The organism is Microbulbifer celer (assembly GCF_020991125.1).
Taxonomy (GTDB): domain Bacteria; phylum Pseudomonadota; class Gammaproteobacteria; order Pseudomonadales; family Cellvibrionaceae; genus Microbulbifer; species Microbulbifer celer.
The window spans coordinates 1,483,366-1,504,992 of the sequence record NZ_CP087715.1 but is presented as its reverse complement, the minus strand read 5'-3'; the positions used below and the strand labels follow the sequence as shown (position 1 = coordinate 1,504,992).

18 protein-coding genes are annotated in these 21,627 nt (G+C 56.5%); 3 read left to right on the top strand and 15 right to left on the bottom strand.

Annotated features, from left to right (window positions below):
* Positions 1-11: 11 nt before the first annotated feature.
* The 5 genes from LPW13_RS06315 to LPW13_RS06295 all read right to left on the bottom strand — a co-directional run bounded on the left by LPW13_RS06315 (position 12) and on the right by LPW13_RS06295 (position 4,011).
* On the bottom strand, positions 12-365 hold the full coding sequence (locus LPW13_RS06315) for an AzlD domain-containing protein (RefSeq protein ID WP_230438599.1): 354 nt from the start codon (positions 363-365) through the stop codon (positions 12-14).
* A complete protein-coding gene (locus tag LPW13_RS06310) occupies positions 358-1,104 on the bottom strand; it encodes an AzlC family ABC transporter permease (RefSeq protein WP_230438598.1) in 747 nt (248 codons plus the stop codon). The genes LPW13_RS06315 and LPW13_RS06310 overlap by 8 nt, the downstream gene beginning before the upstream one ends.
* 137 nt (positions 1,105-1,241) lie before the next feature.
* Positions 1,242-2,399, bottom strand: coding sequence for an acyl-CoA dehydrogenase family protein (locus tag LPW13_RS06305; RefSeq protein ID WP_230438597.1), 1,158 nt, complete (start codon positions 2,397-2,399; stop codon positions 1,242-1,244).
* A gap of 94 nt (positions 2,400-2,493) precedes the next feature.
* Positions 2,494-3,438 carry a DMT family transporter gene (locus LPW13_RS06300; RefSeq protein WP_230438596.1) on the bottom strand — a complete coding sequence of 315 codons (945 nt, stop codon included), beginning with the start codon at positions 3,436-3,438 and terminating at the stop codon, positions 2,494-2,496.
* Positions 3,439-3,507: 69 nt separating this feature from the next.
* Positions 3,508-4,011 carry an Lrp/AsnC ligand binding domain-containing protein gene (locus LPW13_RS06295; protein ID WP_230438595.1) on the bottom strand — a complete coding sequence of 168 codons (504 nt, stop codon included), beginning with the start codon at positions 4,009-4,011 and terminating at the stop codon, positions 3,508-3,510.
* Positions 4,012-4,150: 139 nt separating this feature from the next.
* Here LPW13_RS06295 and putA point away from each other — a divergent pair, with 139 nt between their 5' ends.
* On the top strand, positions 4,151-7,309 hold the full coding sequence (gene putA, locus LPW13_RS06290) for a bifunctional proline dehydrogenase/L-glutamate gamma-semialdehyde dehydrogenase PutA (RefSeq protein ID WP_230438594.1): 3,159 nt from the start codon (positions 4,151-4,153) through the stop codon (positions 7,307-7,309).
* Positions 7,310-7,555: 246 nt separating this feature from the next.
* Here putA and LPW13_RS06285 read toward each other — a convergent pair whose 3' ends face one another.
* The 9 genes from LPW13_RS06285 to LPW13_RS06245 all read right to left on the bottom strand — a co-directional run bounded on the left by LPW13_RS06285 (position 7,556) and on the right by LPW13_RS06245 (position 16,203).
* On the bottom strand, positions 7,556-9,403 hold the full coding sequence (locus LPW13_RS06285; RefSeq protein WP_230438593.1) for a purple acid phosphatase family protein: 1,848 nt from the start codon (positions 9,401-9,403) through the stop codon (positions 7,556-7,558).
* A gap of 195 nt (positions 9,404-9,598) precedes the next feature.
* Positions 9,599-9,994, bottom strand: coding sequence for a glycine zipper family protein (locus LPW13_RS06280; RefSeq protein WP_230438592.1), 396 nt, complete (start codon positions 9,992-9,994; stop codon positions 9,599-9,601).
* A 147-nt stretch (positions 9,995-10,141) separates the two neighbouring features.
* Positions 10,142-10,900, bottom strand: a complete 759-nt coding sequence (locus LPW13_RS06275; protein WP_230438591.1) for a hypothetical protein — start codon at positions 10,898-10,900, stop codon at positions 10,142-10,144.
* Entirely contained in the window at positions 10,900-11,511 is a 612-nt protein-coding gene (locus tag LPW13_RS06270) for a DUF2878 domain-containing protein (protein WP_268932683.1), read from the bottom strand. Before LPW13_RS06270 ends, LPW13_RS06275 begins: the two co-directional genes overlap by 1 nt.
* A gap of 22 nt (positions 11,512-11,533) precedes the next feature.
* A complete protein-coding gene (locus LPW13_RS06265) occupies positions 11,534-12,814 on the bottom strand; it encodes an SAM-dependent methyltransferase (RefSeq protein ID WP_230439158.1) in 1,281 nt (426 codons plus the stop codon).
* A 53-nt stretch (positions 12,815-12,867) separates the two neighbouring features.
* Entirely contained in the window at positions 12,868-13,671 is an 804-nt protein-coding gene (locus LPW13_RS06260; RefSeq protein WP_268932682.1) for a DUF1365 domain-containing protein, read from the bottom strand.
* Positions 13,671-14,933, bottom strand: a complete 1,263-nt coding sequence (locus tag LPW13_RS06255; RefSeq protein WP_230438590.1) for an NAD(P)/FAD-dependent oxidoreductase — start codon at positions 14,931-14,933, stop codon at positions 13,671-13,673. Before LPW13_RS06255 ends, LPW13_RS06260 begins: the two co-directional genes overlap by 1 nt.
* Positions 14,933-15,721 carry an SDR family NAD(P)-dependent oxidoreductase gene (locus LPW13_RS06250; RefSeq protein ID WP_268932681.1) on the bottom strand — a complete coding sequence of 263 codons (789 nt, stop codon included), beginning with the start codon at positions 15,719-15,721 and terminating at the stop codon, positions 14,933-14,935. The genes LPW13_RS06255 and LPW13_RS06250 overlap by 1 nt, the downstream gene beginning before the upstream one ends.
* Positions 15,718-16,203: a nuclear transport factor 2 family protein gene (locus LPW13_RS06245; RefSeq protein ID WP_230438588.1), complete on the bottom strand. Its 486-nt coding sequence runs from the start codon at positions 16,201-16,203 to the stop codon at positions 15,718-15,720. Before LPW13_RS06245 ends, LPW13_RS06250 begins: the two co-directional genes overlap by 4 nt.
* A gap of 230 nt (positions 16,204-16,433) precedes the next feature.
* Here LPW13_RS06245 and LPW13_RS06240 point away from each other — a divergent pair, with 230 nt between their 5' ends.
* Together LPW13_RS06240 and LPW13_RS06235 are read left to right on the top strand one after the other, a co-directional pair.
* Positions 16,434-17,015, top strand: coding sequence for a sigma-70 family RNA polymerase sigma factor (locus tag LPW13_RS06240; protein WP_329957934.1), 582 nt, complete (start codon positions 16,434-16,436; stop codon positions 17,013-17,015).
* 6 nt (positions 17,016-17,021) lie between these two features.
* A complete protein-coding gene (locus LPW13_RS06235) occupies positions 17,022-17,753 on the top strand; it encodes a ChrR family anti-sigma-E factor (RefSeq protein WP_230438586.1) in 732 nt (243 codons plus the stop codon).
* 28 nt (positions 17,754-17,781) lie between these two features.
* On the opposite strand, the gene LPW13_RS06230 is transcribed toward LPW13_RS06235, so the two are convergent.
* Positions 17,782-21,327 (bottom strand): indolepyruvate ferredoxin oxidoreductase family protein, encoded by a 3,546-nt coding sequence (locus LPW13_RS06230; protein ID WP_230438585.1) that lies wholly within the window; start codon positions 21,325-21,327, stop codon positions 17,782-17,784.
* Positions 21,328-21,627: the final 300 nt, after the last annotated feature.

Here is a 21,627-nt window from a genome sequence, read left to right as displayed (position 1 = left end):
CCCTCAATCCATCAAAGCCACGCGACGGCATTCACCAACAGCATGATGCCGCCATACACGGCCACACCGGCAAACACCGGCCAGCCCAAGGAATTGGTGCGCTTCCACACCAGATAGGTACTGAGCACACCAATGGCAGTAGCCGCCCAGGTGGCAGTACTGACGGTAGACGGCACCAGCGATACGCCAAACATGGCGGCGATCATCAGTGGCCCCAGCACGGTGAGCCAGGTCGGCGTGGCATCCAACGTATTGCTTGCCTGCTTGCGGACCAGATGACGCTGCATCCACAACAGCGGCAGCGCGCGCATCAACAGGGTTCCGATGGCCGTTGCCAATAGGGCAATCCAGAGCTTGCTATCCATTCCGCGACTCCCCTCCCCGCCTCGTTTTTTCGCGGGCCAAAGCGCTTATCCCGTAGTACACCAGTGCGCCGCAGACCGCAGCAATGGGAATGGCGGCATTCTTCATCCCATTCACTGCAAACAGCAGAGCGATTATGACCGTAGCACCGAGGGTGATTGCCCACAGGCGGTTCGCAAACCGCGGAGCCAGCAACACCAGAAACAGTGCCGGCAGCGCAAACGGCATGACTTCCCCAAGCAGTGGCCAGCGTTGGGTCAACTCCTTGCCGGCAACCGCGCCAATAGCGGTACCGCCAATCCAGCTGAACCAAGCCACAACGGAAACCCCGATATACCAGCCCATGCGATCACGGGGCTGAAGCTGCGGCAGGCGTACATGAGACAGTGCAAAGATCTGATCGGTGAGTCCGTGCATCAGCCAGGGCCACCAGCGGCTCGTTGTCAGCCAGGGGGCAATATTCGGCCCGTACACCACATGGCGCGCATTGATCAGCAGGGTCATCACTACCACAAACCACAATGGCGCCCCGGCTGCGACCATGGCCACAAACAGGAATTGGGACGCACCCGCGTACACCAGCGTAGAAATCAGCACCGCCTCCCAGCCACTGAAGCCGGATTGCACCGCAATAAGACCAAAGGAAATCGCCACGGGGATATATCCACCCAGTAACGGAATGGCCTCGCGTACGCCCACCAACCACGGACGATTTGTAGTTGCAGCAGTCTTTGAACTCAAAATTCGCCCCTTCTATTATTCCTTTCTGCGCCTCTACGTCAGAGCGACGAATCGAGCCACCCTCTAAAATATAAAGCCCCAGTAGCCGTTACCAGCTGCTGAGGCCTGTAATCAATCGAGAACCTAGTGGTCAGGGCTTAACGTACACCGTCCAACAGATGCCGCGCAATAATCAGGCGCTGGATCTCACTGGTGCCTTCGTAGATGGTAGTGATACGCACATCGCGCGCCATCCGCTCCAGCGGGAATTCCCTCGTATACCCGACTCCACCGTGCATCTGCAGCGCCACGTAGCAGGCTTCGTTGGCCTTTTCCGCGGCGTACAGTTTTGCCATCGAGGCCGCCGGGCCAAATGCCTGACCGGTGTCTTTCTGCCACGCGGCCTGCATCAACAACAGGCGCGCTGCTTCCATCTCGGTGTATTTATCTGCGAGTTGCCACTGCAGCCCCTGGAACTGGGCCAGCGCTTTTCCGAACTGCTCGCGCTCCTGCAGGTAGACGCGGGCGCAATCCAGCGCTTCCAGGCCGATACCCAGTGCCAGTGAGCCGATACCGATGCGTCCCCCAGCCAGTTCACCGGCGGCAATACGGAAACCCCGGTTCTCTTCACCCAGCATATTGGCTGCGGGTATCCGGCAATCCTCGAAAGAAACTTCATTGGTCACGGAGGCTTTCTGCCCCATTTTCTCTTCCGCTTTGCCGATCACCAACCCGGGGGTACCCGCTTCAATCAGAAAGCAGGAAATACCCTTCCCTTTCGGCGCTTCATTGTCAGTTACCGCCCATACCACAAAAATGCCGGCAAATTCGGCACTACTGATAAACAGCTTACTGCCGTTCAACACGTAGTGATCGCCGTCTTTTTTCGCGCGGGTGCGCATGGCGGCAGCGTCGGAGCCGGAGCTGGGTTCTGTCAGACAGAAAGAACCCGCGGCGTATTCGCCACTGCAGATCTTCGGCAGGTAGCGGGCTTTCTGCGCCTCGGTGCCTTTTGCCTGAATCACTTCCGCAACCATGTTGGTGACCGACGTCGTGGTGGCGGTAGAAGCGCAGCCCCGTGCGAGTTCGGTAATCGCGAGACTGAAGGCAATGGTGCCTGCTCCGGTGCCACCGAACTCGGGATCGATATTGATGCCCATAAAGCCCAGCTCGGCGAGCTGCTTCAGTTTGCTCAGAAACAGCGCACGATCACCGGTTTTATCGAGCTCTGCTGCCACGGGCTTCAGTTCGCTGTCGGCAAACTGACGCGCGGCGTCCTGAATCATCTGCTGCTCTTCGCTCAGTTCAAAATTCATGATTCGCTCACTCTCTCGTTCATATTAATTATTGAATTTATTGTTCAGATTTAAAAAGGTTTGAGCCACCGGGATGGCGTCGCCTCTGACGGTTTCAGGTTGCCCGCCCCGGTAACCATCGCCGCAATACACCCTGCTGGATAGCCACACCCAACAGAATCAGGCCCAGCCCCGCTATGGTGGCGATGTGAATCTGTTCTCCCACCAGCAGTGCAATCAGCAGCAGCGACAGCGGTGGAGACAGGTAAATGAAGTTACTGATACGAGCGGTATTTTCACAGGTGAGCATTGCTGCCTGCCACAGCAGGAAAGCGATCCCCATTTCAAACAAGCCGACGTAGATGGCACCAATCCACCCCTGGATCGGCGGCCACTGCCAGCCGTCTCCGCTCAGGCTTTGCCAATACAGTGCCGCGGCCAGCCACGGCAGGCCACAGCAAAAGGTCAGGAACAGATTGACCGCGGCGTTGCCGCCGATACGCGTATTCAATAACCAGTAGCAAGACCAGATCAACGTGCTCAGCAGGGCCAGTGCAACGCCCATGGGTTGGTCGAACTGTAGCGCCAGCAGATTGCCTTTGGTCGCAATCACCAGTACCCCGGTGTAACACACCAGGCCGGCCAGCAGGTCCCGACTGCGCAGTTTTTGCTTCAGCAACGGGACTGATAACAGCGCCAGTACCACACCCCAGGTGTAATTCAGAGGCTGTGCCTGCTGTGCGGGCAGCAGTTCATAGGCGTGGAACAGGACCAGGTAATAGAGAAAAGGATTACAGAAACCGAGTGCGATAAACCACCAGCGGCTGCTCTGCCAACTTTTAGTGAGTTCACCCAGACGCCGTTGCCAGGCGATGACACCCAGCATAAACAGGGCCGATACCGCCGAAGCAATACTGACCAGCTGCAACGGCGTCAGATACTGCAGAGACAGCTTGAACGCACTGGCCACAGTAGACCAGCAGAGTACAGCCGCCAACGCAAGAATGGTGGCGCGGCGATTGACCGGATTAGCGGCGCGCGCGGATTCCACCTGCGCCATTACCTTCTACCTCGCAACACAGACAATACACCGGCGCTATGGCGGGACAGGGTAAACAGCACGTCGTATTCAACGCTTGGTGGTTTTGGGCTCCGGATCCGGAACCGCCACGGAAGTGTCGGTTTTCACTTCCTGTATGACCACATAGGTATGGGTTTCCCGCACGCCGGGTACCGACGCGAGCTTCTCGCCGAGGAATTGACGATAACCGAGCATATCCTTGATACGAATTTTCACCAGGTAATCGAAACCGCCTGCAACCATATGGCATTCCTGAACTTCTTCCAGGCTGGAAACATGCTGATTGAACGCTTCCAGTGCCTCTGTCGCGGTATCCGACAGGGATACCTGGATATAGACCACCAGACCCGCGTGTACCTTGAGCGGATCCAGAAGCGCTACGTAATCACGGATAAAGCCTTCGCGTTCAAGGCGCTTGACCCGTTCAAGACAGGGAGTTGGACTGAGGTTGACCCGACGGGCCAGCTCTACATTGGGCAGGCGGCCAGCGCGCTGCAGAATCCGCAGAATCTGGCGGTCAATACGGTCCAGATCTTCCAATTTCCGAGACATAACAAAATACCCTACTGGTGATTAACCCGATAAGCCCTATATTTAACCACACTGGCATCCAAAATGGCGATTAATTCTGGGACATTTGCCACATAATCCGGTTTTTTATCCTGCACCTTATTTCAGTCTGGGAGTACACATGCCTAAACAGTTCGCCGGCCAATTGACCGAAGAGTTGCACAACGCCCGCCAGAAGGCCCGAGAATATCTGCACGCCGACGAAAACCAATGCGTCAGCGAACTGCTGGCCGCCCCCCGCCCCGGGGAGGCGCTGCGGGAGAAGATCCTGAATACAGCCAGTGAACTGGTGGTCAAATCCCGCGAGCAGCGCAGCAAGCGCGGCACGTTAGATGCCTTCCTCCAGCAATTCGGTCTTTCCAATAAAGAAGGCGTGGCGCTGATGTGTCTGGCGGAGTCCCTGTTGCGGGTGCCCGACGCGGACACGGCGGACAAACTGATCGCCGAGAAAGTGCATTCCGGCAACTGGGCCAGCCACCGAGGCCAGTCAGACTCCCTGTTTGTCAATGCCTCCACCTGGGGGTTGATGTTGACCGGCAATATTGTCGAGCTGGATCCGGATATCACCGAGAAGCCCTCGACCCTGATCAAGCGTATGGTCAGCCGCATGGGCGAACCCATGGTGCGGACCTCCATGATGCAGGCGATGAAGATCATGGGCGGCCAGTACGTACTCGGGCGCACTATTAAAGAGGCTCTGAAGCGCGGCCCGGCGGAAAATGTCCCGGGCACCCGCTTCTCCTTCGATATGCTCGGCGAAGGCGCCCGCACCATGGCGGATGCCCAGCGCTATTTCGACGCCTACATGATGGCCATTGAAGCCATCGGCGCCGACAACGACAAGCGGGATGTGGTGGAAGCCAACGGCATCTCCATCAAACTCTCCGCGCTGCACCCCCGCTACAGCGAACTGCAGCGCGACCGGGTCATGAATGAACTGCTGCCCCGAGTCAAAACCCTGTGCGCGGCCGCCGCCAAGTACGATATGGGCCTCAATATCGATGCGGAAGAAGCAGACCGCCTGGATATCTCCCTGGATATTTTTGAAGCGCTGGCCCGGGATCCGGAGCTGAAAAACTGGCAAGGGCTCGGATTTGTACTGCAGGCCTACCAGAAGCGCTCCCCGCACGTGGCAGACTGGCTGATTGCACTGGGTCGCGACACCGGCCGCAAGTTGATGGTACGGCTGGTAAAAGGTGCATACTGGGATACCGAAATCAAACACGCCCAGCAGATGGGGCTTACCGATTACCCGGTGTACACCCGCAAATGCCACACGGACCTGTCTTATCAGGTGTGTGCGAAAAAGCTGCTGGACGCCCGCGATGCGATCTACCCGCAATTCGCCACCCACAACGCCTACACCGTGGGCCTGATTCTGGAGCTGGCCGCGGATTCTGACGGCTTTGAATTCCAGCGCCTGCACGGCATGGGCCACCTGCTGTATGACCAGATTGAAGCGGTACACGGCAAGCGCGTGCCGGTGCGGGTTTATGCTCCGGTCGGTGCGCACAAAGACCTACTGCCCTACCTGGTGCGTCGCCTGTTAGAAAACGGCGCCAACAGCTCTTTCGTCAACCGCTTTATGGACGAGAAGACCCCGGTCAGAGAACTGGTGCAGGATACGCTCAAACAGAGCGAATCCTGCAATCCCTATCGCCATCCGGAAATTCCGGTACCAGCGGACATCTACATCGGCCGCGAAGCATTGCCACGCAAAAATTCTCATGGCATTGAGCTCACCGATCCCATTGGCGTTGCCCCGCTGAAGGATGCAGTAGCCAATTCCGCCGGTAAAACCTGGAGCGGCAGCCCTATCATCGATGGCGTTGCCGGACAGGCCGACCAGCCGGTAGTCAATCCGGCCACCGGAGAAACCATCGGCCATACTGCCGACACCGATGCCGCTCAGATTGACAAGGCGTTTACCTCCGCGGCAGAAAACCAGCGCGCCTGGAACCGCCTTGGCGGCGACGCCCGCGCAAAGATCCTGGATAAAGTAGCCGATCTGTACGAGGCTCACCTGGACGAGCTGGTAGCCATCATCTGCCGCGAAGCGGGACGCACCCTCAACGACGGCATCTCCGAGGTACGTGAAGCGGTAGACTTCTGCCGCTACTACGCCAATGGCGCGCGCAAGCATTTCAGTGAGCCCACCGAACTCCCTGGCCCCACCGGCGAAAGCAATGAACTGAGCCTCAGTGGCCGCGGTGTCTTCGTATGTATCAGCCCGTGGAACTTCCCCCTGGCTATTTTCACCGGCCAGGTGGTGGCCGCGCTGGCGGCGGGTAATGGCGTGCTGGCGAAACCGGCAGAACAGACCGCGTGTATCGCCCACCGCGCAGTACAGCTGATGCACGAGGCCGGCGTACCCCAGAAAATCCTGCACCTGATCACCGGCACCGGTGCCGCCATCGGCAAGCCGCTGCTGGACGATCCGCGTGTGGCCGGCGTCGCCTTTACCGGCTCCACCGAAACCGCCAAGCACATCAATATGCAGCTGGCGGCCAAAGACGGCCCCATCGTGCCGTTTATCGCCGAGACCGGCGGCCAGAATGTGATGATCGTGGACTCCACGGCGCTGCCGGAACAGGTAGTGGACGATGTCATCCAGTCCGCATTCCTGAGCGCCGGTCAACGCTGCTCCGCGCTGCGTATTCTGTGTGTGCAGGATGTGATTGCAGACAACCTGCTGAACATGCTGAAAGGCGCCTGCGACGAATTGAGCCTGGGCGATCCGTCAAAACTGGATACCGATATCGGTCCGGTGATCGACGAGAAAGCGCTGGGCCTGCTGCAGAAACACCGCGAGCGCATGCAGCAGGAAGCCAAACCGCTGTTTGCTTTTGCGGAAGACAAGATGCCGTCCACGGGTACATTCTTCGGGCCGCAGGTGGTTGAGATCGAAGATTTCAATGTACTCAAGCGCGAAGTATTCGGCCCGTTCCTGCATGTAGTGCGCTTTAAAGCGGAAGAGCTGGAAGATGTGATCCGCCGTATCAATGCGACGGGTTACGGCCTGACCTTCGGCCTGCACTCCCGCATCGAAGGCCGTGCGGGTGCGATCTTCAAGCGCGTAGATGCCGGTAACTGTTATGTGAACCGGGACATGGTGGGCGCGGTTGTGGGTGTGAACCCGTTCGGCGGCATGGGCCTGTCCGGCACCGGCCCTAAAGCCGGTGGTCCACACTACCTGTTCCGCTTTGCCAACGAGAAAACCAAGACCATCAATACCGTGGCGACCGGGGGCAATACCGAGCTGTTCTCTCTTGGTCAATAATCGCCACTTTCCACAGACAAAAAACCCCGGGACTTTCCCGGGCTTTTATTACTTGAACTTACAGGTGGCAGTGACGCTAGCGGTTTTTATTTGACCGAAGCCGCGGGCTAAGGCGGCGATACCGGGTACGCGCTTGCGCGACCGTCTGCGGCCAGGACGGCCGCAGCCGAGCCCCCATGGATGGGTTTACGGCGTGTCGCGCAAGCGCGTACCCGGTAGCGCCGCCGCCACTAAGTTACTAATTGCTCAGCGACGGACCTGCTCTCCCAACCCTTTTGACAGGGAAAATTCGTCAATCACATCCCCTTTGCCATCAATTGCGCGGTATTTCAGTGAAGCCGTTTTCGGATCTACATCGATGACCTGATAAGTGCGGGTGTTGACGGCACCAAAGGCGGCAAAGTCCGGCAGTTCCTGCTCGTACATCTTGGTACCGGATACCGCCACCAGATAGACCGTCCCCTGCTCTCCCTCTGCAGCCGGCTCGTTACCGCGCATGGGCACCGTGCGCATATAGGCGTGGTCGTGGCCCTGGAAAGCGATATCGACATTGTGCTTGTCAAAAATCGGACCCCAGGTATCGCGGATGGACTTGTTGTCACGACCTTCACGCGAGGCGTAAAACGGATGGTGGTAGATCACCACTTTCCAGCGGGCGTCACTCTCCCCCAGCACGCGGTCCAGCCAATCCGCCTGCAGCTCCGGCTCCACCAGGTGGTAGTTGGAATCCATCACCACCACCAGCAGATCCTGATAGGTCACATGATAAGTCCGGCCCGGGTCCAGATTTTCCGAGCCGTTGTCCGGCAGCGCAAACTGCTTCAGGTACAGGGTCGGATGGCCGCCGTGGCTGTCGTGGTTACCCAGCGCCGGTACCAACATGGTGCGGTCAAACACCGAACTGCCCTCGTGGAAGAATTGGTCCCAGTTATCCTGTTCCTGACCGTGGTCAATCAGGTCGCCGGCAATCATGTAGAAACGGGCATGCGGAAATTCAAAATCTGCCTGGCGGATCAACTGCCCCCAGCGGTCGAGGCCATTCTGAGGGTCGCCCAGATAAACGAAAGAATACGGTTCGCTGGCAGTAGCGTCCGCGGTATGAAACTCACGCGGCGCCGTCCAGCTTTTACCATTATCGGTGCTGACCGCGTACAGGTAGTCCGTTGCCGGCTGCAGCCCGTCCAATGCGACCCGATGCAAGCGTACAACCGGATCATTCACCACCTGACGGCTGTGCAACTCGGTAAAAGTAGCCTTTTTGCGGGTAACGGCATCGCTGCCCAGCGCCACGAAACTGTCTTTGGGCGCTACCCACAGCAGGCTCTGATCCACGCTATCGTCTGTGCGCCACTGAACTGTTGTGGAGGTCGCAGGATCTTTCTGCCAGGTGAGCTGGAAATGATCTGCACGCGATGATGAGGGGTAGTCGGTTTCGCGGAAGTAGCCGACAAAGCGGGATACCAGTTCCCAGCTTTCGTAGGAACGCAGCACCGGCAGGCCGGATAGTGCGTCTGGCAAGGTATTGAAGTAGTCGTTGTCATCGATAAACGGCTCGCCGCCGATCTCGGCGATCTGTACGTCAGTTCCCGCTACCAGCGGAGAAATCTCAACCGGCTTCTTCCCCTCTGCGGGTGCCGCAAACACGAGATAGGGCTTCATCTCCCCGGAAAGGCTGGGCACGCCCAGTTTAACCTCTCCGGCCGCCACCGCTTTTGACCACACGTGGTACGGGTCAGCTTCGTCCACGATAAAATCCAGTGTCTTGCGGCGCTCGAAACCCAGGTCCCGCAGCCAGAATGGTGTCTCGCCATAGGTCGCATCAAAGGCCACATAGAGTTTGGCCGGCCGATCCACACGAAAGTGGCTGAACGCCGTGGCGAGATACTCGCGCTCGGCAGTGGTAAAGAAATCTGCGGTAGATTCCGGGGTCAGTGCGATTCGTTGTTCGGGGGTGAGCTCCCGGGACATGCGATCGATGATCGAAGATACCTGCCCTTCCAATTCTGAATGGACCGACTCCGCCGCGTTGGCGGCCGACAGTCCCGTGGTGCAGCACAGTGTGAATGCAAGAAAAAGCGTGGAAATAATTCGCATGGAACCCCCTTTAAATTTCCCGGAGATTCTAACGACATATTCGATGGGATGGCGTCAGCCAGGTGAATTTTTGATGACGATTTAGTGACAGCCCGACAAAGATTAAAGGTAAGAAAAGTGCCGTGACAGCGGCCAGACAGCAAAAAAGCCGGGCACAAGGCCCGGCGAAGTTCCTGTGGTTTGCCGAATAAACCGTCAGTTCAGTACACGATAACCCCGCCCTCTCAGGCAGTTGCGTACGATATAATTCTGCTCCGAATGAGCGCTGCCCGCACCACTCACGCCACCTATCAAAGCTCCCGCACCCGCTGCTGCGGCTGCGGCGCTACTGGTATCTCCGATAATCGCACCGAGGGCACCGCCGACTAAGGCCCCTCCAGCACCGCGGGCAAAGGCCCGGCTTCCAGCGGAGTTGCGTGCGGCCATGGACATGCCCTTGCAATCCGCAAGATCCAGCTGGTATTGCCGCATATTGACCCCGTAGGTATCAATCACCACGTTTCCCGCACCCGGCACCTGTTCCTGCTGGGCGGCACACCCGAAGAGTGTGGCTGCGCTAAGGCCTACAGCGGCCAATGTTTTCAAGCTCATTTGGCGCTCCCAATATCATTTTGTCGCCTGTATCATCATTAGGTTTAGACGATAGTTGAAGATTGCGCCAATCAGATGTGAGTTTGCTGGGAGCGAGTTAACGGGATAAAGGATGACTAGAGGGCCATGGCGTGAAGCCCGCATCATTCATGATGTGGGCTTGGACGGATAAAAGTACTCGATCTGCAGGGGCTGGGAGTCACCACCGGCATCCAGAATATTGACCACCCCATCAAAGTAGCGCAAACGGCGATCGTCGCTGGAGTAGACAAGATAAATGTCCCCTGCCAGCCAGCGCAGCCACGGCTGAGCGAGATCTACCTTAACGCAGAGGTGATTGCGGGCATGATCAGCACGCTGGCAGCTCACCGATCGCGCACGCAATCGGATTACCCGCCCGTGTACCGGAGAAGCAAACCCGAAAGCGACCTCCTGTCCCCGGGAGAGTTGAGACCAATGCTCGCGGACATAGGGATCGAAACCGGCATCGATGACATCCAGATCCTGAATACCCACCGTGGTTTCCCGCCATTGACTGTCGTGATTCTTGCGATAACGGAACGTCCAGCCGTTCTCCGACCGCCCTACCTCACGAACTTCTCCCAGGCGAAAATCCTTCTGATTTACCTCGGGCAAGGAATCATCCGCTACAGACGATGCATCGCTGCCGGTAGCTTTGGCCAAGCGTTTTTCTGCGATCTTTTCGCCCTGAGAATCAAAGTACAAAACCCGTACTGCATCTGCGCCCTGCGGCACAAAGTACTCACAATATTGGATAGCCTTATTGCCTGGCGGCACCTTTTTTGCCGGCACGGCTCGACCTATTGCCACAGCCTCATCCGCAACCCAATCGGGAGCCTGACAGCCGGTTACAGTAATCGCAGCGGCCGCGAGTATCTCAAGCATTAGTGCGCTCCAATTTGAGAGCCTGTTGCAAATAGTTTCAATCTGGCAAGCTTCATTGCGCCGGCAAGAAAAATTGCCCAGAGCACACCAAGCACACTCAGGCTCAACCAGATCGGGGATTGCAGAACCACTTCACCGGCAATTTTTGATCCCGCCAGGTAACTCACCGGGCCACCGATCGCGCCGAACACCGCCGCCAGTAAAAGATGTTTGCGCAAAAATACAAAGGCAAACCGTAACGCGAGTGCAAAGTTGACCCACAGGCAGGCTAACCAGAGTGGTATACCAAACCCCAGAGTCTCTGGATTTGCGGGTATTAACAAGCCAGCCTGGAAAAGCGCAGTGTCCATCCCAATGCCGATTGCACTGATCATCACCACCCAGCTCAGGGTACTTCGCAATCCTCTTGGTGAAGTTATCAGTGGGCTGGAAATACAAAATAGCCTGTAGTGCACGGCCAGGTTTCCCGCGGTAACCACCAACACCAGCAGAGTTCCCGGGGCGAATACACACACAAACCACATCACTTCAAACAGTAATCCAGCTATGATCAGACTCGGTAGTGGCGCCCTTCCGACTTCAGTCAGCCTGTGGCAAGCGGCCCATAACATAGGTAGCCCCTTCCCTACTCGCTTAGTAAAACTCTGGCAGGGCACGGCAACGGGGCTTGGCAAACACAAACTGGGCGGTACTGATCGCACGCTCCAGAAAGCCCCCTTCGCAATAACAGAGATAATACTCCCACATATTGATAAATCGCTGATCAAACCCCTGTGCCTTTACGTCATCGATCCGGGCAAAGAAATGCTCTCGCCACGACGCCAGGGTTCTCGCATAATCGAAGGTAATATCATCCATCCCCACAATTTGCATATCGGTATCTCGCGCAATATGCTGGGCGATAATCTGGTTGGACGGCAGGCAGCCACCCGGGAAAATATAGCGTTGAATAAAGTCCACACTGTTCTTGTAGCTGTGATAGCGCTGATCCTGGATGGTAATCGCCTGCATCACCATCAATCCCTGCGGCTTCAGTAACTGGCTACATCGGGAAAAGAAGGTCTCGTAATATTCATGCCCTACAGCTTCGATCATTTCGATCGAGACCAGCTTGTCAAACTGACCTTCCAGCTCACGATAGTCTTTCAACAGCAGCGTCACTTGATCCTGCAGCCCTTCCCGCTCTACCCAAGAATTGGCATACTCATACTGCTCTCTGGAGATCGTGGTTGTGGTAACGCGACAACCGTAATGTTTGGCCGCGTATACCGCCATCCCACCCCAGCCGGTACCTATTTCCAGCAAGTGATCTGAGGATTGCAATTTTAACTTGCGACAAATTTTTTCCAGCTTGAACTCTGAGGCTTCTGCCAGACTGGCATCGGAGCGAGGATAAACGGCAGAGGAATACAACATGGTGGGATCGAGAAACAGACTGAAGAATCCGTTCCCCAGATCGTAGTGTGCGGCAATATTCTTACGCGAACCGGACACGGAATTGGCATTCATGCGGTGCATCAGCTTTAACGCCCACCTGGAAACAGAGCTCCAACGGGAATCAAGCTGATCCAGCAATGCCATATTGGCCACCATGACACGAATAACCTTGACCAAATCTGGAGAGCGCCAGGCTCCGTCCATATACGCTTCACCGGCACCGATAGAGCCACTGATCAGGACCTGGCTATATACCGATGGATGCAGAATGTACAGGTGGGCGTCCAGATCTTCACACTCGACCCCACAACCAAATTGATGCACATGCACCACATTTTGAGCCGACAGGTGTTCACCCTCCATGTATTTCTCATGGACAGTGAGGCGGCCAAACTCAAGCGTTTCCAGTTGGGCCAGCACGATCTTTCTGGCGAGTCGATCAAACCAGGTAGCCTGTGTACCAGGCTCCAATGCCATTCCCGCGTCGAGATATTTTTCCAGATACGGGTTTACGTTGCGTTGCGCCGATTTCATACTTTCTTGACTCCATATCCTGAGGACTTCTCCCTACCCGGCTGACGCTCAGATTTCGCGTTCCCCGGATGGGCAAACAGGGGGATACGTTTCAGCAGTAATCTCAATGCCTGCCAGTAAATCGCTGTAATGACTTTTACGGTAAAGAATGGATACTGGATCAATTTTCGGCGCAGGGAGACTGCGCTAATCTCTTGCCTCTCGAGACTCATGCAGGCGTCAAACACAGAGTCTTCCCCCTCCAGAGAACGAATACTGACGCTCAATCGCTTGCCCGGGGTCGTACTTCGCCACCGGTAAGACTGTTCCAGTGGCATAAATGGCGATACGTGGAGCGCTTTTTCAAATACCGCCCTCTGCACCCTACCCGGTTGGCCGTATTGAGAAAGCACATACCCGTGCCGTTCGTTCCAAGGCGTATTGTGTACATCCACCAACAATGCTTCCACCTGTCCACCCGCACTATCGAAGCAGTAGTAGACGCTGATGGGGTTCATGTTGTAGCCAAAGTAGCGCCAGTTGGCGAGCAGCGCGATTTGGCCGCGGGGCCTCTGGCCACTCACCTCCTCCACTCTATCTCGCACCGCCTGATCCAGCGGAGTAGCCGGATCACCGAAGAAGTCCGCCCGCTGAAACCGAGCCGGTGCCCAGGGTCGATCTGACCAGAGACGGGTCTGGTCGAGCAGTTCCGGGATCTCATCCAGAAATGCATAGACCATAAACGTCCGGTACCGGAAGCTGTGCTCCCGAGGTTTGAAACGTCTGTGCTGCACCCAGCCAGTGTAAAGTCCGCTACGCACTAGAAGTCCACACCCAGGCGTTTGGCCACGCGAATCGCGCTGGTAACCCCGTCTTCATGAAAACCATTGGCCCAGTAGGCACCACAAAACCAGGTATTACGTATGCCATTGATTTCTCCCCAACGACTCTGTGCACGATTGCCCTCTGCGGAAAATTGTGGGTGGGCATACTCAAAGCGTTGGATCACTTTATCCGGGTCAATGGCATCATCTGCGTTCAGGGTGACACAGTAGGTATGGCGGCTTTTCAGCCGCTGCAGGATATTCATGTTGTAGGTAAGGACCGGAAGCCGATCGTGCCCGCTTTGCAGGCGGTAGTTCCAGCTTGCCCAGGCTGACTGTCGCTTCGGCAACAGACGGATATCGGTATGCAAAACCACCGAATTCTTCTCATACGGGATCTGCTGCAGGATTTCGGATTCTTCGGCAGCCGTGTCCGCGAGTAACGCTAATGCCTGGCCGGAATGGCAGGCCAACACCACTTGATCGAAGGTTTCTTCCAGCACTTGCCCACCGGCATCTCGATAAGACACCACAACCCCGCGATCTCTACGAGCAATAGACGTTACCGGGCTGGAAAGGCGAATACGGTTTTGAAACCCCGCCGTCAGTGGCGCGATATAACTACGCGACCCGCCCTGGATCACCCGCCACTGCGGCCGTTTGAAGATGTTCAGCAAACCATGGTTATAGAAGAACTGAATGAAGAAGTGTACGGAGAAATCCAGCATACGCGCCATACTGGCCGACCAGATTGCCGACCCCATGGGCACCAGATAACGATGAGCGAATTCTGAAGAGTAGCCATTGGCGCTCAGGTAGCCGCCCAGGGTATCCGACTCTTCCAGACGACCACTTTTCCAATCTGCAACGGCATCCCGATTGAAACGTACGATATCCCGCAGCATCCTCCAGTGCCCCCCATCCAGCAGATTGCGGCGCTGGGCAAACAGGGAGTTGAGATTGTTGCCGGCGTACTCAAACCCATCATCCGGCGAGGCAACACTGAACCCCATATCCGTGGGCTGAGAGGCAACATTCAAGCGATCCATCAACTTGATAAAGTTCGGGTAAGTCCAGTCATTGAATACGATAAATCCCGTATCCACCGCAAGACTTTGCCCATCTTCTTCCACATCCACCGTGGCCGTATGCCCCCCCAGGCGATCATCCGATTCAAACAGGGTAATATCATGTTTTCGGTGCAGGAGATGGGCTACCGTCAATCCGGAAATACCGCTACCGATAATGGCGATACGCATCAGGTTTTCCTCAATTTTTTTATACGGGTCATGCGCGGTGCACAGAGTCGAAACCAGACAGGGCGAAAAACACTGAGCAGCTTGAGCGGCCAGCTCAAACGGCGGGGAAAATCGATCACCGAACGTTTATCCGCAAGCCCCTGCAGAATGCGATTTGCAGCCTGTGCAGGCGTCATCAGAAACGGCATATTGAAATCATTGGTTTTTGTCAGTGGCGTATCGACAAACCCTGGACGAACCAGCACGGTGCGCAGATTTGTCTGTGCAGTATCCGCGCGCACGGCGTCGATAAAATAACCGAGCGCAGCTTTGGATGCGCCGTACGCCTCGGCCCGAGGAAAGCCCACCAGGGAGGACAGGCTGCCGACCGCGACAAAAACGGGCTCACGGCTGCGCATCAACAGTGGTAGCGCCTGATGCAATGTATTCACCACTCCAAAGAAATTGGTATTGAATACCCGGCGATACATGTCGACCTTCAACGACAGGTCATCTTCATACTCGCAGGTGCCTGCACAGGCGATCACCAGGTCCAACTGATCGATAATTTCGGTAATCTCCCGACCGGCTTGGGCCATGGATGCGTCATCCCCGACATCGCATGTGAGAACTTTTGTCAGCTTGGGCGCCGCCTTCTGTAGTTCGAGCAACGGTTCCGGGCTGCGACCACTGATAATGACAAAGTGCCCATCGTTGACCAGTTGCTGCACCAGCGCCCCGCCTATTCCGGAGCTTGCCCCCGTGATCCAGATGTTTTTTCTGTCGGCAGCAGCAGGTATCCCCCTCATTGTTTGACTCCCACCTCGTTGCGATTTTTGTACCCACTTGTGTTGTGCCCGCCTCTCATCAACCCAGACTTCACAAACCGTACCGTGCTTCCCAGCAGCGGGATTCGCTCATAAACCATGGCGCCCAGGTCGTAGTAGTCCTCGTGAAAAATCACCCGATCAGAAAGGAGATCCAGATGTAAACGGGAATTGCCACGCAGCGACAGGGAGCGCCCACCGTTCAGCCGAGGGTGTCGGTAGTGCATTTCCCACCAAAGAGCAACTCGACCGCCCTTCTCGATAATTTCCTCAAAATTGAATTCACAGCTGATCAAATTGGTCGAAATTCCCTCAAAGTAGGCCTGCAGAGCAGGTAGACCACGCATTTCATGCACGGGATCGCGGAACAGCACATCTTCGGCATAGATCGCCGCCATACTCTGTGGCTCGATGGTCATGAAATCCGAATACAGCTGTTGCAAGCGCTGCAGCAAAGCCTCCATCAGTGAATCCTCTCATTGTTCGGGTTCTCAGTGACTTTTACGTCAAATGCCGCCATTCGGATGACTGTAATCTTGTCATTCCGGTGTTCTCGAAATCTATGTGCGCGGCGGTGATCCAGCGGTGAGCGCGCCCCGTATATAAGCCAGACATCGGACACTTTTCCATACAAGATCAACTGAAAACCATTACTATGGCGGCAGCGGAACAGAATCAGGGGAAGAGGAACGCCGTGAAGGTTTCCCAGCAAACCAGAAGTGACGAATGGAGTACGCTGCTCGTGCGCGTGGGTAAAGAGCGCGATCGGGCTGCCTTTGAGCAGTTGTTCGCACACTTTGCCCCGTTAATTAAGGGCTTCCAGCTGAGCCGCGGCGGCCAGAGTACCGCCGTGGAGGCGGCCGACGAGCTGGTACAGGAGGTCATGTTCCGGGTGTGGCGTAAATCCGCCAACTTCGATCCGGCCAAGGCCTCTGCCAGCACCTGGATCTACACCATTATGCGTAACTGTCGCATTGATGCCCTGCGCAAGGACCAGCGACAGCCGGAAACTGACCACGGCCTCAATGTGGACGACATCTGGGACGACAGTCAGGACGAACAGCCACTGCTGTTTCTACAACAAGCCCGCAACCAGCAATCCGTGAGAACCGGGCTCGCAAGCCTGCCGCCAGAACAGAGTCATATCATCGAAAAGGCGTATGTAGAGGGAAAATCGCACAGTGAGATTTCCGAGGAACTGGGTCTGCCACTCGGGACCGTCAAATCCCGGGTCAGACTCGCTTTGAAGAAACTGCAAAGCACGCTTGTCAGGTAGGTAACCATGAATTATCACCCTAATGGGATTAACCACCACCCCGACAACAATATGCTCCTGGAATATGCCAGCGGCAGCCTCAATAGAGCCCACAGCCTGGTGGTCTCCGCGCATCTGCAGCTGTGCAACGAGTGCACGGCGCAACTGAAGCTGCTGAACGGGATTGGTGGTGCCCTGCTGGACACAGTCTCTAGCGATTCGAGCACCATGGAGCCCAGCATGTCTGAGCAGCAGACACAGGCTTTCTCCCGGCTGATGGAGCGCATTAATGCAGCGGAAAAAGCACCACAGGAATCTAACGAGGCTTCAACGGCTGTGCTTCCACGACCGCCCTCCGATCCCATTTTTAAACACGTACCACCGGTGGTCGACAAGTTGATCCGAACCAATGGCAAGCTCAAATGGCAGCGGTTATCCAGGGGGCTCAAAGAAGCTCTGCTTGAAACCGGACAGCAGCGGCATCAGGTATCTTTTCACCGCATTGCCCCTGGGAGTAAGGTCGCGGAGCATGATCATCGCGGCAAGGAAATTACCATGGTGCTGTACGGGAGCTTTTCCGATGCCGATGGGGTTTATACACCGGGAGATTTCCTGGTGCGGGAGCCAGGGGAAACCCATCGCCCCACTGCCACACAAGATGAAGAGTGTTTGTGCCTGTCGGTAGTGGAAGCGCCTGTCACGCTGACGGGGCTGCTGGGTAAACTGATCAATCCATTTTTAACCATCAAGCCGCAGTAAGTCTGTGGCTTGATGGATACCGCTCCAGTCAGTTGCGCACTTCCGTCAATCCCTTCCCATCATCAAAGTCAGAATTGCGGTGGACGAACTTCGCTTTCAGGTTGTGCCAGCGCTCAGTGATTGCAGCCATCTTCTGTGCACGTACATAACCGTAACCGCGTACCTGCTGCGGCAGCGAGAGTAATTCGGTCGCGGGCTCGATATTCGCTACAGATAGATTCGCCGTTACTGCTTTCACTGTGTCCAACACCTCCCGTGCCCAGCGACGCTCCTCACGCCGCTCTGCCGTGTATCCGAATGGATCCAGAGGCGTACCCCGTAAGACCTTCCCTTTGGCCAGTATCGGCAGACACTTCTGCAACCAGGGGCCAAGACTGATTTTACGAATTTTGCCACTGGCATCCGGTCGCGCAATCAGCGGGGGCGCCATCAAAAAGCGCAGCTTATAGTCCCCGGTGAAGGTTTCTGATAGCTGCCGCTTGAATGCCTCACCGCTATACAGACGCGCCACTTCGTACTCATCTTTGTAAGCCATCGCCTTGAACAGACTGGCGGCTGCCGCCCGGGTCAATACGCCATTGCTACCCGGGATTTGATCCTCCACTTGTTTGAGCTCGGTTACCGCTCGAGTAAAACGTCGGGCGTAAAACGCGCTCTGATATTCTTTCAGCTCTTCTGCCAGCCGGACAATAGTCTGAGCCACACTTTCTCCGGGCTCCATTATCTTCACCGGCTGTGCCGGAGAACACAGCTGCTCAACAGCCTGCGGATCTTCCGCTAGCAGGCGGCCGGCGCGGAATGCACGTAGGTTGTTTTCCACTGCGACGCCATTCAACTCTACCGCCCGCTCCAACGCGTCCTGAGACACGGGCAGCAAGCCTTTCTGGCACGTATAACCCAACATCATCAGGTTGGCAGCGACGGTATCTCCGAACAGTGCCTGGGCGTAGCGGTTGGCATCAAACGCAAAATACTCGCCGGCTGCCGATTGAATACTGTTGGTAGTCGCATCTGCCGGAAAAGCGAGATCGTTGTCACGCACAAACGCCGCTACTGGCACTTCCGCGGTGTTTACGACCGCCTGCATTTCGCCCAGAGCAAACTTGTTGCGCTGTCCGGCGGCAGTCACCATGTCGCAGCCCAACAGCAGGCCCGCGGCACCGTCGCGAATACGCGCGGTGGTGATATCGCCCGGGGTGTTCGCCACTTTCACGTGGGCCACAACCGCACCGTTTTTCTGGGAGAGGCCGGTAAAGTACAACGTAGTACTGCCCTTCTCTTCCAGATGCGCGGCCATCCCCAATAGCGCCGCGACAGTGAGAACACCACTGCCTCCGATACCCGCCACCAGAATATTGAGTGGCGCACGCAAATCCGGCGCCGGCGATGCCGGAAGATTTTCACTGGCGCGATCGATGGCGGCAGCCAGCGCATTGAGTTCCGGCTTTTTCAGCTCGCCGCCTTCCACGCGCACAAAGCTGGGACAGAAGCCGTCGGCGCAGCGCATGTCTTTGTTGCAGCTGGACTGGTTTACCTGGCGTTTGCGGCCAAATTCGGTTTCCAGCGGCTCTACCGCAATACAGTTCGACTGCACGCTACAATCGCCGCAGCCTTCGCACACCCGGTGATTGATCAGCAGGCGGTTGGCGGGGTCGGGCATCAGGCCTTTCTTGCGGCGACGGCGTTTTTCCGCCGCACAGACCTGCTCGTAGATGATTGCAGTGACCCCTGCGGTATCACGCAGCTTCTTCTGCACCGTTTCCAGATCATCGCGGTGATAGACCTGTACTTCCGCGGGAACCTGATCCCGATGTTGACGCCAGTGATCCGGATTCTCACTCACCAGGCAAACCGTGCCGACACCCTCCGCCAGCAACTGACGGGACAGTGTCGGCACCGTCACTTCGCCGTCGGTGGGCTGGCCGCCGGTCATGGCCACCGCATCGTTCAACAGGATTTTGTAGGTAATATTGATCTGGCTGGCGACCGCCTGGCGGATGGCCAGTAGCCCGGAATGGTTGTAGGTGCCATCCCCCATATTCTGAAAAATATGCGCGTCACTGGAGAAGCGGTGCAGCCCCACCCAGTGGGCCCCTTCTCCACCCATGTGGGAATAGGTATCGGTACGCAGCCCTTTCCCCAATGCCATGATATGGCAACCGATACCGGCACTGCCGGTACTGCCCTCAGGCAACTTGGTAGAGGTATTGTGGGGGCAACCAGCGCAGAAGATGGGCTCGCGCGCCAGCAGACCGGTAGCCTTCTGCGGCGTATTGGTGCCAAGCTTTTCCGCTAGGGGAATCAGTTTTTCTGCCAGTGGTGTATCCGCCAACCAGCGGGTGATGGCTTTGGCCACCTGATCGGGGCCGAAGCCCCAGATCGCCGGCAACAGATCCGCACCATTCAAGTCTTTTTTGCCCACCACTTTCGGGCGCACGCTGTCGTCCCAGCCGTAGAGCAGATCCTTGATCTGCCCTTCCACCAGCGGTCGCTTTTCTTCGACCACCAGCAGTCGCTCCATCCCCTCGGCAAATTTACTGATGCCGCGCGGTTCCAACGGCCAGCTCATGGCAACCTTGTAGATGGAGATGCCCGCCGCTTTCAGATCCTGCTCGTTCAGTTCCAGCAGCTTGAGCGCTTCCAGCAGATCACCGTGGGCTTTACCCACGGTCACAATACCGCAGCGCTTTTGCGGCGCCTCGACGATGGTTTTATCCAGGCCATTGGCATAGGCAAAGGCCTTGGCCGCCGGCAAGCGCTCTTCGAGCATGCGGCGCTCGTATTCCATCCGCTCTGCCGGCCAGTTGAGATTCGGGTCGTAATTCAGCCCGTGGGGAGGGATCGGGAAAGATTCCGGACAGACAAACTGCGGCAACGAGGGAACAACAATGGATGCACCGGATTCCACGGTTTCGGTAATGGTCTTGAAGCCCACCCACAAACCGCTGAACCGCGACAGCGCAATACCCGCGAGCCCCAGGGTCAGATACTCATCGATGGTAGTGGGAAACAGTAACGGCATCATCACCGACTCGAAAATCTGATCGGTGTTGTGGGAGAACATGGAGGATTCGGCGGTGTGGTCATCCCCACAAAGGGCGAGTACCCCGCCGAGCTTCGATGTACCCTGCACATTGGCCTGACGGAACACGTCGGCACTGCGATCCACACCGTGGCCTTTGCCGTACCAGATGGAGAATACACCGTCGCGGGTGGCCTGCTGGCGGTAGTGGTCGAGAAGCTGGGTACCCCAGATATTGGTGGCGCCCAGGTCTTCGTTGATACCCGGCTCGAAGTGGATATCGCGCTCCGCGAGCAGCTGTTTATGGCGCCAGAGAGTCTGGTCGTATCCGCCCAGAGGAGAGCCCCGATAACCGGAAATAAACCCGGCGGTATGGAGCCCGGCCTGTTCATCCAGCTGCTTCTGCATCAGGGGCAGGCGTACCAGGGCATCTATCCCGGTGAGAAAAACACGACCGCAGTCGCGGGTAAAGGCGTCCTTCAGGGAATACTCACTATCAATACCGGGACTCGGATTGAACCCCAGTTCCTGATCACTTTCGACCATCGCCATGGCTGTTACCTTCTCATCTTATTATGCTGCTAACCGGCTACCGCGGATTACACGGCATCGCTGCTGTTTTTCCGTAAATTATCACTGGCAGTACGGGCAGGTCATACCAAATTGACCACAGAGCCCCCAGAACACCAACAATAATCGCCACAAAAACCCTTATTTCTGCAATAATTAGCAACTAGAAGCCGGAAGATGAGAAAGGATGTCATTTTCGGGCAATAGGAACGGTACATCGGCTCATTGACGCCGGTGCACCGGGGCAGAACGGATCAGAACGAATCGTTGAGAGCGAACATT